Genomic DNA, 13,495 nt, shown 5'->3' with positions numbered 1-13,495 from the left:
AAAGTTCTGATTTTTTGTCGCTCCATGTTGTAACATTCTATGCTTTTAGAATGTGATAAATCAACTGGTTGTGTAGGACGCAGAATGTCGTCTTAACCCATTCGATGCAGACTGCTGTAAAGGTGGAAACGATATGAATCAAAAAATCAAAATTGTATTCATAGCCATTATGCTGGTGGCTGCAGTCTTTTTAAGTGGCTGTGTGGATAGCAATTCAGTAGATGAAAGCAAATCAGGCTCTGACCAAGTGGCAGAAAATGATAATAACAGTAAAATGATGAGTGTACAGGAAGACATTGGTACCAACGAAATCAATGAGAATGCTAATATTTATTCCGTCAATACTACAACAAACAACACCACATCTGCTTATTCTCTCAACACTACCAATACGACATCTAGTTATACACATTATTCAAGTGGTGGCAGCTCTTCGAAGAAGAGTGACAGTTCTTCTAAAGAAACTATAACTGTATCCGCTGCCGCAAGTCTTACTGAGGCATTCACAAACATAGAAAAAGAATTCGAGACAGAGAATCCGGATATAGATGTCGTTTGTAACTTCGGAGCATCGGGTACACTTCGTACACAGATAGAAGGAGGAGCACCTGTTGATGTATTTGCTTCAGCAGCTGAGGACCAGATGGATAAGCTTGCGTCCAATGGGTTCGTATATAACGATACCAGAGAGGATTTCGCCAAGAACTCACTGGTAATGATAACTCAAAAGGGAAATGTACTCGGACTTACAGGCATGCAGGATCTTACAAATCCCGAAGTGGAGAAGATCTCGATTGGAAACCCTGATTCCGTTCCTGCTGGAAAATATGCAAAAGAAGCGCTGACAAATGCAGGACTGTGGGATAGTGTTTCAAATAAGACAATTTTAGCAGAGAATGTTAAACAGGCACTGGTCTATGTTGAAACAGGAGAAGCTGAAGCAGGATTTGTTTTCAGTACGGACGCATCATCTGCAAAGAGCGGTTCAATTGAAGTCGTTACTTCAGTTCCTGTAACCACACCGATCACGTATCCAATAGCTGTAGTTTCATCAACACAACATAAGGAAGATTCACAGCTGTTCATAGATTTCGTTACAGGAGAAAAAGGTCAACCCATACTGGAGCAATATGGTTTCGTTACTGAAACACAAAACGGAACTAATCAGATAACCGATATGGTAGGCAGAGAGTTAACGGTCCCGGAACACATCGATTCTGTTATAGCCACATCCCCGCCATCAACCATTCTTGTATACATGCTTGCGCCTGACAAGCTTGCAGGATGGAACTTTGTAAATAGTTATGACCACACTTTGATGGACGACAAATATCTTAACCTGCCGGTGATCGGAGGCTGGTACGGTACAGAGACCGGAAACTACGAAACCATGATCAGTTTAAACCCTGATATCGTAATAGAAGGATATAATACACAGGGTGACCTGAACGATACGATCCTGCCCAGGCAGGAAAGCTTTGGCAGCATTCCCGTGGTAGCTGTTTCCGGGTCCACAGTCTATGTACTAAAATCTGAACCAACTATTGAATTTATGGGCACTTTACTTGACTGTGAGGACCAGGCAGATAAACTTATAGACTTCCGCGATTCTGTCCTTACTGAGATCAACAATACAATAAAGGACATTCCAGAGGACCAGAGAGTACATGTATACTATGCAGAAGGTCCAAAGGGACTTGCGACAGATCCTTCAGGTTCGCAGCATTCTCAGGTCATAGACATCTGCGGTGGTATAAATGTTGCAAACTGCACCCTTACCCCAGGAAATGGTATGACAGCAGTTTCCATGGAAAATGTCATAGCATGGAACCCTGAAGTGATACTGACACCCAATCCTCAGTTCTACAACTCTGTATATTCTGATCCGCTCTGGGCAAATATAGATGCAGTAGCAAACAAGCGAGTATATCTTGCACCTCAGAATCCCATGTGCTGGATAGACAGGCCACAGGGAGCACATCTGATCCTGGGAACTGCCTGGACTGCAAAAGTACTGTATCCTGATCAGTTTTCAGATATGGACCTTGAGAGCCTGACAAGTGAGTTCTATTCGGATTTCTTCCACTACGATCTCACTGAAGAGGAACTCAACTCGTTGTTGTATCCTGAAACTGAGGCATAAATATGAATGGGAATAAAAGTAATTCCCCGGGATTTCCTTATATTGCGGAGCATATTTTTGCTCCCATTTATCCCGTTATTGCAGACTACATAATTAAAGAAAGCAGGGTAAAAGAAGGAATATGTATGGACATGGGATGTGGTATCGCATCTCTGGGAATATCAATTGCTGAGCTTACGGATATGCAGGTGTATGGTATCGATTTTTCAGAAAAAATGTGTACCCTATCAAAAGAAAAAGCTATTCGTCATGGCGTATCCGATAAACTTTTTCCTGTGCTTGCAGATGTGCATCTACTTCCTTTTGACGATAATTGTGCGAATCTTATTGTAAGCCGTGGATCAGTATTTTTCTGGAAAGATCTTCCCATTGCTTTCAGGGAAATTGCCCGTATCCTTGCTCCAAACGGACAGGCATGGATAGGCGGTGGATTCGGTACAAGAGAACTGAAAGAACAAATAGCTGAAAAAATGCTTGCCATTGATCCTGAATGGCAAAATAGTTCAAAAGAACGCTTAAGCCCTGAAAATATCCGGACCATTCAGAAAGCCGGGAGAGATACCGGTCTTGCCTTCCATACGGTACATGATGATTCTGGATTCTGGGTGGTAATAAGGAAGGGAGAATAAAAATGAAGTGTAATATTTGTGAAATTGGTTGTGATATCAGTAAGCATAGCTCCGGAAAATGTGGAACTTATCGGATTGATGGAAAAAATATAATTCAAGACACTGATATTGGATACATGGGAGCTTATCCAATTTCTATAGAAACCGTTCCTATGCTTCATTTTTATCCAAATGGAAAATTCCTGCAGGTTTTCAGCACCGGTTGCAATTTTGAATGTCCGGGATGTGTAGCAAGACTGCTGGCATCCAACAGGTCTCTGGGTTGGCCTAAACTCAGTCCTTCTCAGGTAGTGTCAAAAGCATTGAAAGAAAAATGTCTGGGTGTTGTATCAACTCTCAATGAACCTGCTGCTAATTACTATCTATTTAAGGAATTAGCTGTCCTTGCAAAAGAACATAATCTACTTGTGGGTTGTTCTACTAATTGTTATTTTACAGATAATACTATACAGGAACTGGGAAATTTTGTGGATTTTGTGAATGTCGGAATTAAAGGGTATTCCAATACCAGTTACCGAGATTGCGGAGCCTTTTCTTCCGAGCCAGTATTCCGCAATATTGCCAGACTGCTTGATATGGGCGTACATGTAGAGACTTCTGTAGTGTATTCCCGAAGAAAAGAAGATGATGTGCTGCAAGTTGCAAAGGCTATTTCGGCAATATCTCCTGAAGTCCCCGTACAGATTATGAGATTCATTCCCTTCGGGGATGCACCCCTGGAACTCGAACCTTCTGTAGGGGAAGCTGAAAAACTATGCAAGGTCTTGAAAGAACATATCGCTCATGTTTATCTGTTCAATTCCCCTGGTACAGAAATGCTGCATACATATTGTCCCGGGTGTGGAAATTTATTAGCAGAAAGAGAGTTTTACGGACCTATGGGATCCAAGCTGTTGAAACCCTGGACAAATTATACCTGCAACTGTGGATATTCTGCTCCACTTACAGGATCTACTGCCAGGGAAAGTTTCAGTGAGTCAGGGTTCATGGGTGGTTACCGCATAAGCCGGGCCTTTGGTATGGTACATGCGGTGCTTACCTGCATGGGAATACTAGATGAAAGAAAGATGCTGGAAGTATGGAAGGAAATTTCGGACAGTGATACGCTGATGAAGATACATCACCTTATACAACAGCCATACTCTTATCTTGATTTCATTCATCTTATATATGAAAAAGCAGGTACACAAGAACAAGGAAAACAGCTTTCATCCTTTATCAGGGAACGTATAGAAATAGTCCAGGATATTGCAAAAAATAACCAAGGACATAAGGTATATTACTGCATGGGATCTCCCCTTTTTGCACTTAATGCAGGAAGGATGGAGAATAATCTTGTAACATTTGCCGGTGGAGAGAGTATCAATAAATTGATCCAGAAAGAAGGCAAGCCTGGCGTAAATATAAAGCCTGAGTTTATCAATGAAAATAATCCTAAAACCATTTTCATTTCCGGTTTTCTGTCCCGTCCCTTCAATGAATTCTATTATTTATGTCAGCAAAATGGAATTCAAGCAGATGCTGTATTGGAACAACGGATCTATGAAATACCACCTTCCTGGGATTTTGGAAGTCCACGCTGGATACTGGGTCTACTTTACATAACCGATAAAATGTATCCCGGAAAACTGGGTATTGATATTAAAAAAGAAGCGAATGAATTCTACAGGCGCTTCTACGATATGAATTATGAAGATGCTAGCCCAAACAGGTCATTCCATAGGCCATCATCTCAAGGCTGGCCCAGGAAAATAATGGGGTGCACTTATGCCTGACAGCAGGCGTTATGGTACTTTAGCCATTTATTTATTACCCATCGTGTTACTTGTAATTTCCCTTTTTGTTGGAAGGTATCATGTACCGGCATCTCATGTGGTGGATGACAGTATTAGAAGTTTTAGTTCTCTATTGTTTGGTACTGCCGTTCCAAAGTCTACAGACCACACAGTATTATTCAATGTGAGATTTCCAAGAATAATCGCAGCTTTACTGGTAGGATCTTCGCTTTCCATAGCAGGTGCATCATTCCAGGGTGTTTTCCGAAATCCCTTGGTATCACCATATATTCTGGGGGTGGGGTCTGGTGCAGGCTTTGGTGCATGTTTGGGGATACTATTGTGTGGAAATCACCTTGTGATACAGTTATCTTCTTTTGGGTTTGGACTTATGGCAATGTTTACTGCTGTTAGTATGAGTAAAGCAAGCAAAGGAAATGGTACTCTGGTATTTGTTCTTTCAGGAATGATAGTAGGAGCCATATTCACAGCTTTAATATCGCTTGCAAAATATGTAGCTGATCCATATGATCAGCTTCCTGCAATTGTTTTCTGGTTAATGGGAAGTCTGGTCGATATAAGGTACAAAGACATTGCCTGGATAATAGTTCCCATGTTCATTGGGAGTCTGGTGCTGCTACTGCTAAGATGGCGCATTAATATCCTGTCGCTAGGTGATGAAGAAGCCAGAGCTTTGGGAGTCAACGTAAAAAATATGCGTTTGATAATCATAATCTGTGCAACACTTGTGACCTCGGCAGCAGTTAGCATTAGTGGAGTTATTGGATGGGTCGGACTTGTAGTGCCGCATATTTCAAGGATGATAGTCGGTCCCAACTACAATAGATTAACGCCAATGAGTATGGCTATAGGTGCATCTTTCATGTTAATTGTCGACGATCTTGCAAGAACCGTGACATTAACAGAGATTCCTCTGGGAATAATAACCTCTCTAGTGGGGGCTCCATTGTTTGCATATCTTTTAAAAAGGGGGCGCATGGGATGGAATTGATGCTGGAAGTTGATTCACTTGCTTATTCCTATGGTAATGGACCTGTTTTTGAGAATGTATCTTTCTCCCTTAAAAAAGGAGATGTTATGTGCATCCTTGGTCCTAACGGAGCAGGAAAATCCACATTAATTAAATGTATTGCAGGAATCTTCAAGCCTGCTGCAGGTTCGGTGCGTATAATGGGAGAAGATACAGCATCTCTTGGAGCAATGGAGATTGCCAGGAGCATAGGATATGTACCTCAACAAAATGAGGTGATTTTTCCATTTACAGTACTGGATTTTGTAGTGATGGGGCGAACACCCCATATTCCATTGTTCTCATCACCTAATAATAAAGACATGGATATAGCAAGAGAAGCACTTTCAATGGTGGGTGTTGAAGACCTGGCGGACAGGACAGTTTCCAGCCTTAGTGGTGGGCAGCGACAGATTGTGCTTATTGCACGGGCTCTTGCCCAACAACCTGCTTTACTCTTATTGGATGAACCTACAGCACATCTTGATTTTGGGAATCAGATACTTGTTCTGGAAACGGTGCAGAAACTTGCAGCAAAGGGGATGTCCATTCTGATGAATACTCACATGCCAGATCATGCTTTTTTAGTTGGCAACAGCGCTGCTGCACTGACTGAAAATAAACTTGTTGCTGTCGGCGAAGTTAAAACAGTTGTGAATAGCCAGATAATGTCCTCTTTATATGGAGTAAAAGTAGCTGTAAGAGAAATGGAGGATATAAAAAGAAAAGTATGCGTGCCTTATATGTGAAAAAGAGCGCTATTGAATGAATAATTTACTTTGTTTTAACTATTCAATGGCTGAAAAGGAAGTCATAATTAAAAAGTATTGTGAGTCCCCCACTGATCTCACTTTACTTGTTATTGAACTGAGCATAGACTATTGCTGCAGCAATTATGCAACCGTATACTCCATACTTAATTGTCTTTGCAATCATTTATTCCACCTCTTCGTTTTTCATAAATGATTTTATTTTATCATACCACTATTACAACGATCAATTCAATGTTTCTTTTTTCTTTTGTGCAGTTGCCACCTTATGGCTCCTGAACAAGTCATCCTTCGTTATTCAACTATAAAAATATATCCTAAATAGTATATATGGAAGTCATCATTATGATGAGATTTGTCCAACTATTGAAAAACATAATACTAACAATCAAAAGTAAAGGGTATATACTGGAAAACACAGTATGCATTACCATGCGCAAAGGGATTTTAATTTTCCTTTTGATCATATCGATCAGTGCAAATCTCTACCTGCTTGCAGTAGAACAACCAGTAAATGATGATCAGGTACAACTGTTGCAGGAACGTATCAATTCTCTGGAAGAAAAAAACGAAGATCTGAATGCACAGATAAGCCAGGATAATGTCTCTCTTCAGTCATATGCTTCCCAGATCGATTTTTATCGACAGCAATTGAACGAATTGGGAAGCAGCGCTGGCATGTCTGCAGATGAATATGAAGGACATGCGAGCCTTCAGGCTCCTGCTGTATACCAGAGAGTAGAAAATGTTATTGACGGGCCTTTTATCCGGCAGATAGTAACTGAAGAAGGATCACTGATGAATATTTCAGTGGAATTGAATCCGGGCAAAGGCAGGGTGCTTGTTGAAACAAAACCGCTCATGGGAGTAGTGTTTCAGGATGCAGCCAACACAGCAGTTTTCGTGGCACAGAATCTGACAGATGTGAATCTTATGTCCAGCGATACCATATTCAGCATAACTGCTGTAGGAGAAATACCGGAAGTTGACGGACCCAGTGCAGGTGCACTGATGACATTGCTCATGATATCAGCTATAAATCACGAGCAATTGAATGATAGTGTTACTCTGACAGGAACTATCGATCAGTACGGTCACATAGGTGCAATTGGTGGAGTACTGGAGAAAGCACAGGCTGCAAAGGATGGTGGCAAGCAACTATTCCTGCTGCCGAGAGAGAACAGCGAGCTCGTGCAATATACTTATGTCGAAAAGAAGATTGGTGGCTTTTCCTTTGTTGAGAGAATACCAGAGATCATTGATGCAAAACCTTATATTGAAGAAAATATAGGAATTCGCGTAGAGTATGTTGATTCCATAGAAGATGTCATGCAGTATGCCTTTGTTAATTAAAGAGCATACTCCATGCTAAAAAGAGATTTGGGTAATAGTTACTGGATATATTCATCCCTGCGGGGTGAAAAGACTTCGATAGCCACTGAATCTTCAAGGATTTCAGCACAGTGCAGGACACCGCCTGGAATATTCCACGAGTCTCCGGGCACCACTTCGTAAGAGTCGTTATCTATGGATAAGATCATCTTTCCTGAAACAAGATAACCTGTCTGCTCATGCATATGTTCATGTGCAGGCAGGATGCTTCCTTTATTCAACCTGAACTCGGTCATCAAGGTACTTTCCCCGTAGACAACTGTTTTCATGTATATCCCAGGAAGCACTTCCCGATAACCATTGGAATCACTTTTGCAGAACATGGGATATAAAAGGGTTCACTTGAAGTATTAACCTTACTGTTCACTTTGCTTCCGGATTATCTTCCCACAGACCAAAAGTATTATTTTCCGTATCCAGACAAACTGCAAGGTAACCCATTCCTGGAACAGCCATCTTTGGAACAATGGCCTTTCCTCCCAATGCCTCCACTTTTGTGATATATTCGTCAACAGACGGTACACCTACATAAGCTGTGATCTTCTGATCTCCCTGCCTCTTTCCAATACCTCCTCCCGGACCATCTGCACCATCCAGTCCCTTGGTATTGACCAAATAGTACTCAAATTCAGGATTCAGTTCGATGTTCCAATCAAAAAGCTTTGAATAGAACTTGCTTGCTCTTTCCGGATCATCTGCCGGAATATCCAGATGAACTATTGTTGGCATGAAACCACTCCAGATTAATGTTACATATAAAATGATTTAAGTTTATGCCTATACAAATGATATAAAAGTGGAATTTTGAGAACTGGATTTGACAGCTATTTGGTATAACCCCTCTATGAAGTCATCGTATGATTTACATTTATATCTGACAAGTATTGGGAATAAACTTTAGTGAACTCTGCTCCAATGGTTATCACAATGGAACTGTAATATATCCACAATAACAGACCGATCACAGAGCCAATGATACCATAGACAGAAGTAAGATCGCTATATTTCATGTAGAATACAACAGCATATTTCCCTATAGTTATCAAAAAAGCAGTCACTGTAGAACCTGCAATTGCACACATCAGAGTCACATCAACATCCGGCAGTACAAGATATATAAAAACGAAGAGCATCACAAGGACTATAAAGGCTGTAACAGTTCCAGCATATTGAATAATTCCTGAAAATGGAAGAAAGGTGTGCAACAACCTTGAACTTGTGAGCATCAGGGCTTCCAATACGGTACTCACCATGATGAGCCCGCCAAAAACAACTACCGTTATCAGTGAAAATAACGTATCTTCCAGAAAGTTCCTTGCAAAATTCCCTTTGGACATTGGTACTTTCCAGATCCTGTCAAGGTATTTTTTAAACTGCCTGAATACATTGCCTGCACTCCATATTAAGAGAAGAAGACCAGTCAATGCACTTAAAGAAAGAGAACCAGTTTCCGGCATATTTGTAAGAAAAGCCTTTAACCCCCCCATGACACTATTATCAACTACTCCTCCCATATATTCCAGGATGCTATCCTGAACCTGTCCTGAACCCAAAAAGAGGCTTCCCATGGAAACAGAAAAGAGTAGAATAGCAGGTAAACTCAGAAGTATATAAAATGACAGAGCTGCACTATCAGTCATAGAGCGGTGATTTCTCCAACTCTTGAGTGTGCTGACTGCAAGTTCCTTGACGTTTCCAGCTTTCACCAATTATTATTAGTGTTTCTTATTGTATATGTTTTGCGAAAGCATGAAAAAGCAATTACTTTCACATATTTGATGTTCAATAAATATTTAAAATTAGTTTTAACTATTGCAAAATATTTGAGGATAGAAAGAAGAGATCTGCTTAAATAAACATGGCATGTCCATAGCAATGTTTATTAAATATGTAATTTTATATGTATGAAGTTATAATTGTGAGGTTCCTATGGCAAGTATACTGGTAGTAGAAGATAACCTAATGAATATGGAATTAGTTGCCTATCTTCTAAAATCAAATGGGATGGAGGTAACACAGGCTTTTGATGGATTGGAAGCTTTTGAAGCACTCAATAAGAGCATTTTTGATCTTATTTTATTAGATATTCAGCTTCCTGGAATGGATGGTATGGAAATCCTGAAAAGAATAAAGGAGAATCCAAACCTGAAGCAGATTTCTGTTGTGGCACTTACGGCACATGCTATGCAAGGGGATGAGGAGAAATTCATTGATGCCGGCTGCATAGGCTATATTTCAAAACCTATTGATGTATCCAGCTTTATAGGAACTGTACAATCGTTCATGAATAAAGGTGCCTGATTTATGAAAATACGCGATGCAATGCTGTTGACCATTGTAGTTGTATTTACTATTTTCTTTGCTTTTCTATATTTAGCTAATGAACAAATAGTAGGAAATAGTTTTGGTCAACTGGAAAAACACGAGGTTGAAAAGAACGTTGAAAGAGCAGATGCAGCACTAGGTACTCATACTAATAACCTAGCTATTATAGCAAAGGATTGGGGAAATTGGGATGACACATATAATTTTGTACAAGGACAATACGGAGATTATCCTGAGGAAAACCTTGACATTGATACATTAGTTAACCTCAACTCAAACATAATGTTATTTTATAACGCTTCAGGTCAGCTATTATATGCTGTAGGGACAAATCTGGAAGATTCTGAATATGAAGAAATTCCGATCACTGTGCTTGAAGATGTTTCGTCTTATAAAGTACTTTTTTCAAATAATTCCCATCCCACGCATATTAGTGGAATTATTGTAACTCACAACGGACCACTACTTGTTGCATCTAACCCCATTACACCGAGTACAGAACGTGAAAATGTAAAAGGCACTTTGATAGTTGGAAGATACTTGAATGATGCCCTAATTGAGGAGCTTGAAGAAACAACTGAGTTATCACTTAATGTACAAGCTTTCAATGAAAATAAAACCTCATCTGATCTTGATACTATTATAGATGGAGAAAGTAATGTGTACATTGTTCCTATTAATGAAAGTTCTATTGTAGGGACAACCGTATTGAATGATATAAATGGAAATCCAGTATTATTATTAGACATCGAGATGTCTAGGGATATCTATCTTCGAGGCAAATCTGCTAGTAACAATGTAATCATTGCAAATATAGGCATAGCAGTTATTTGTGGGATAATTCTTAAAATAATTGTAGATAAGGCATTTATATCCAGGATCTTTTCACTGAACAACAATCTGGCAATTATAACTGAAAATGGATCGCTTTCATCTCGTGTAGAAATGACTGGTAACGATGAACTAAAGGATCTTTCAGATAACATTAATTATATGCTTGAAGCACTTGAAGAAAACGAAATAAAATTTAAGCAGGTTGAAAAGGAAAATCAACACAAAATGGAGACAGTGCTTTCAAGTGTTATTTGTGGCACGCTTTTAATAGATGCACAGACACATATTATCACTGATGTTAATCCGACAGCTGTAGAAATAATTGGTCTGCCAAAAGAAAAGATAGTGGGTAACATCTGTCGTAATTTGCTTTGCCCACGGGAAAAAGAGGATTGCAGTACACTTTATCCAGAAATGCTTCCTGCTAAATCTGAAGGTGTGTTGATCAATGCAGATGGAAAAGATATCCCTGTCTTTAGATCAATTATACCGGTATCACTTTCTGATAAAAGTTATCTGGTCGAGAGTTTTGTGGATATGAGCCAGCTAAAGGAAGCTGAAAAAGGATTGATAGAAAGTGAAGAGAAATTCTCTAAGATCAGTAACTCTGCCCAAGATGCAATTATAATGGTAGATGATAAATCTGTAGTAACTTTCTGGAATCCAGCTGCTAAAAAGATTTTCGGTTATGCCAGAGAAGAAGCATTGGGCAAAGAGATCTACGATTTGATAGTTCCGGTAGAATATAAAGAGAGATACAAAAATAGCTTTACAGGATTTGCAGTTGAAAGTAAACAGGCCATTGGTCAAGTCTTCGCCGTAAATAGCAGGAAGAAGAATGGAACTGAATTCCCTGTAGAGGTATCTCTTTCTGCATTTAAACTCAAGAATGGATCATGGAACTATGTATCTATAATCCGCGATATCACTGAAAGAAAGCAGGCTGAACAAGAACTCATCCAAGCCAAGATAAATGCAGAGATGGCAAATCGTGCCAAGAGCGAATTCCTCTCAACCATGAGCCACGAACTGCGCACACCTCTTAATTCTATAATAGGTTTCTCTGACCTGATGCTAGGTGGTAGTGTCGGAGAAATGCAAGAAATACAAAAGAAATTCATGAGTAATATATCCATAAGTGGAAAGCATCTGTTATCACTTATAAACAACATACTTGACCTCTCCAAGATAGAAGCCGGAAAAATGGAGTTGAACTGTGAACTGTTTGGTGCATATGCTGTTATCGATGAAGTGAAACAATTAGTATCCCCTCTTGCAGATAAAAAAGGACTTAAACTTGAATTGAATAGAGATGAAAAACTTGAAAAGATATATGCAGATAGATTGAAGTTCAAACAGATACTTTTCAATCTTGCAAGTAACGCCATTAAGTTCACTCCTGCAGGTGGAAAGGTCACTATTTCTGCAACTATAGTAGAAAATAAAGCGCAATTTAGTGTGAAAGATACGGGTATTGGAATATCCGAAGATGATCAAAAGAAGTTGTTCCAACCCTTCAAACAACTTGACTCCACTACAACCCGTAAATATGAAGGAACCGGACTTGGCCTTTCCCTGGTTAAAAGATTCGTGGAAATGCACAAAGGAAGGATCTGGGTCGAAAGCGAACTTAGAAAAGGCTCAACTTTCATTTTTGAATTGCCTTTGAAACCGGACTTAAACGAAAATAGAACTACGGAGATAGAACCACTTCCTGCTCAAGTATCAACTAAAAGCACAGTTAAGATACCAGAATCCAGTAAATCTGGTCCGCATATGATAGAATCTATTCCTTCAAATGTTCATGAGCCACTCATACTTGTAGTAGAGGATGACGATTCTTCCAGAGAACTACTTGAAGTAACTCTGAAAAGTGAAGGATACCGTGTAGCATCTGCGAAAAATGGAAAAGAAGCTCTTAAACTGGCAGAGAAAATGAAACCTTTCGCCATTACCCTAGATATAATGATGCCGGAAATGAACGGATGGCATGTACTAAAAAATCTTAAAGAAAACGATAATACAAAGAAAATTCCAGTGATTATCACAACCATGCTGGAAGAACAGGGAATTGGGATAGTTTGGGGTGCTGCAGATCATTTTGTAAAACCTATACAAAAAGAAGCTTTTCTTGCTACACTTAAAAGAATCAAGGAAAATACAGTAAAGTCTCCTCTTAAAGTACTTGTTGTGGATGATGAGAAAAATGCAGTCGAATTGATAACTGCGATGCTGAACGCCGAAGGAATTGATGCTCTTGCAGCTTACGGTGGTCAGGAAGCCATAGATGTTGCACTGGAAAAACAACCAGATCTAATAATTCTTGACCTAATGATGCCTGATGTAAATGGATTTGATGTAGTAAAAGTACTGAGGGCTAAACCTGAAACCATTGACATTCCAATTATAATATGTACTGCAAAGGACCTGGATTCAACTGATATGAGCTCATTGAATGAGAACGTATCCTCTATTATTAAGAAAGGCATGTTCACCAAAGAGAAACTTATTGAGCTTATGAAGGAAATCCAGAGACAAAATGAAATATAAAAGAAAAGAGAGGTGATTACAATTAGAAAAGTGAAAGTAATGAGGGC

Annotated in this window: 11 protein-coding genes; 8 read left to right on the top strand and 3 right to left on the bottom strand. The window is 39.5% G+C overall.

The features are described 5' to 3' along the window. The first annotated feature begins 133 nt into the window (after positions 1–133). The 6 genes from modA (at position 134) to ACC612_RS08760 (ending at position 7,700) form a co-directional block, all read left to right on the top strand. On the top strand, positions 134–2,143 hold the full coding sequence (gene modA / locus ACC612_RS08785; protein ID WP_371854153.1) for a molybdate ABC transporter substrate-binding protein: 2,010 nt from the start codon (positions 134–136) through the stop codon (positions 2,141–2,143). 2 nt (positions 2,144–2,145) lie between these two features. Beyond that, positions 2,146–2,772, top strand: a complete 627-nt coding sequence (locus ACC612_RS08780; RefSeq protein ID WP_371854152.1) for a class I SAM-dependent methyltransferase — start codon at positions 2,146–2,148, stop codon at positions 2,770–2,772. A gap of 2 nt (positions 2,773–2,774) precedes the next feature. Further along, complete coding sequence (locus tag ACC612_RS08775; protein ID WP_371854151.1) at positions 2,775–4,547, top strand: radical SAM protein; 1,773 nt, start codon at positions 2,775–2,777, stop codon at positions 4,545–4,547. Continuing rightward, positions 4,540–5,559, top strand: a complete 1,020-nt coding sequence (locus tag ACC612_RS08770) for a FecCD family ABC transporter permease (RefSeq protein ID WP_371854150.1) — start codon at positions 4,540–4,542, stop codon at positions 5,557–5,559. The genes ACC612_RS08775 and ACC612_RS08770 overlap by 8 nt, the downstream gene beginning before the upstream one ends. Beyond that, complete coding sequence (locus tag ACC612_RS08765; RefSeq protein ID WP_371854149.1) at positions 5,550–6,326, top strand: ABC transporter ATP-binding protein; 777 nt, start codon at positions 5,550–5,552, stop codon at positions 6,324–6,326. Before ACC612_RS08770 ends, ACC612_RS08765 begins: the two co-directional genes overlap by 10 nt. A 453-nt stretch (positions 6,327–6,779) precedes the next feature. Continuing rightward, positions 6,780–7,700 (top strand): S16 family serine protease, encoded by a 921-nt coding sequence (locus ACC612_RS08760; RefSeq protein ID WP_371854148.1) that lies wholly within the window; start codon positions 6,780–6,782, stop codon positions 7,698–7,700. 38 nt (positions 7,701–7,738) lie between these two features. Here the strand turns inward: ACC612_RS08760 and ACC612_RS08755 are convergent, their stop codons facing one another. The 3 genes from ACC612_RS08755 to ACC612_RS08745 all read right to left on the bottom strand — a co-directional run bounded on the left by ACC612_RS08755 (position 7,739) and on the right by ACC612_RS08745 (position 9,445). After that, positions 7,739–8,062, bottom strand: a complete 324-nt coding sequence (locus tag ACC612_RS08755) for a cupin domain-containing protein (protein WP_371854147.1) — start codon at positions 8,060–8,062, stop codon at positions 7,739–7,741. A 40-nt stretch (positions 8,063–8,102) separates the two neighbouring features. Then, positions 8,103–8,468 carry a VOC family protein gene (locus ACC612_RS08750; protein ID WP_371854146.1) on the bottom strand — a complete coding sequence of 122 codons (366 nt, stop codon included), beginning with the start codon at positions 8,466–8,468 and terminating at the stop codon, positions 8,103–8,105. Positions 8,469–8,581: 113 nt separating this feature from the next. Further along, positions 8,582–9,445, bottom strand: coding sequence for a YihY/virulence factor BrkB family protein (locus ACC612_RS08745; protein WP_371854145.1), 864 nt, complete (start codon positions 9,443–9,445; stop codon positions 8,582–8,584). 223 nt (positions 9,446–9,668) lie between these two features. Between ACC612_RS08745 and ACC612_RS08740 the strand changes: the two genes are divergently transcribed. Together ACC612_RS08740 and ACC612_RS08735 are read left to right on the top strand one after the other, a co-directional pair. Beyond that, entirely contained in the window at positions 9,669–10,040 is a 372-nt protein-coding gene (locus ACC612_RS08740; protein WP_371854144.1) for a response regulator, read from the top strand. Positions 10,041–10,043: 3 nt separating this feature from the next. After that, on the top strand, positions 10,044–13,448 hold the full coding sequence (locus ACC612_RS08735) for a response regulator (protein WP_371854143.1): 3,405 nt from the start codon (positions 10,044–10,046) through the stop codon (positions 13,446–13,448). Positions 13,449–13,495 lie beyond the last annotated feature (47 nt).

This window comes from Methanomethylovorans sp., assembly GCF_041447285.1.
GTDB lineage: Archaea > Halobacteriota > Methanosarcinia > Methanosarcinales > Methanosarcinaceae > Methanomethylovorans.
The sequence above is the reverse complement of the archived record's forward strand: the minus strand, read 5'-3'. Positions and strand labels throughout refer to the sequence as shown.

What these genes read in the sequence shown, in the direction of transcription:
- ACC612_RS08735 (WP_371854143.1), top strand. Translation starts at nt 10,044, where the DNA reads ATGAAAATACGCGATGCAATGCTGTTGACCATTGTAGTTGTATTTACT.
- ACC612_RS08740 (WP_371854144.1), top strand. Translation starts at nt 9,669, where the DNA reads ATGGCAAGTATACTGGTAGTAGAAGATAACCTAATGAATATGGAATTA.
- ACC612_RS08760 (WP_371854148.1), top strand. Translation starts at nt 6,780, where the DNA reads ATGCGCAAAGGGATTTTAATTTTCCTTTTGATCATATCGATCAGTGCA.
- ACC612_RS08750 (WP_371854146.1), bottom strand. Translation starts at nt 8,468, where the DNA reads ATGCCAACAATAGTTCATCTGGATATTCCGGCAGATGATCCGGAAAGA.
- ACC612_RS08780 (WP_371854152.1), top strand. Translation starts at nt 2,146, where the DNA reads ATGAATGGGAATAAAAGTAATTCCCCGGGATTTCCTTATATTGCGGAG.
- modA (WP_371854153.1), top strand. Translation starts at nt 134, where the DNA reads ATGAATCAAAAAATCAAAATTGTATTCATAGCCATTATGCTGGTGGCT.
- ACC612_RS08770 (WP_371854150.1), top strand. Translation starts at nt 4,540, where the DNA reads ATGCCTGACAGCAGGCGTTATGGTACTTTAGCCATTTATTTATTACCC.
- ACC612_RS08765 (WP_371854149.1), top strand. Translation starts at nt 5,550, where the DNA reads ATGGAATTGATGCTGGAAGTTGATTCACTTGCTTATTCCTATGGTAAT.
- ACC612_RS08755 (WP_371854147.1), bottom strand. Translation starts at nt 8,062, where the DNA reads ATGTTCTGCAAAAGTGATTCCAATGGTTATCGGGAAGTGCTTCCTGGG.
- ACC612_RS08775 (WP_371854151.1), top strand. Translation starts at nt 2,775, where the DNA reads ATGAAGTGTAATATTTGTGAAATTGGTTGTGATATCAGTAAGCATAGC.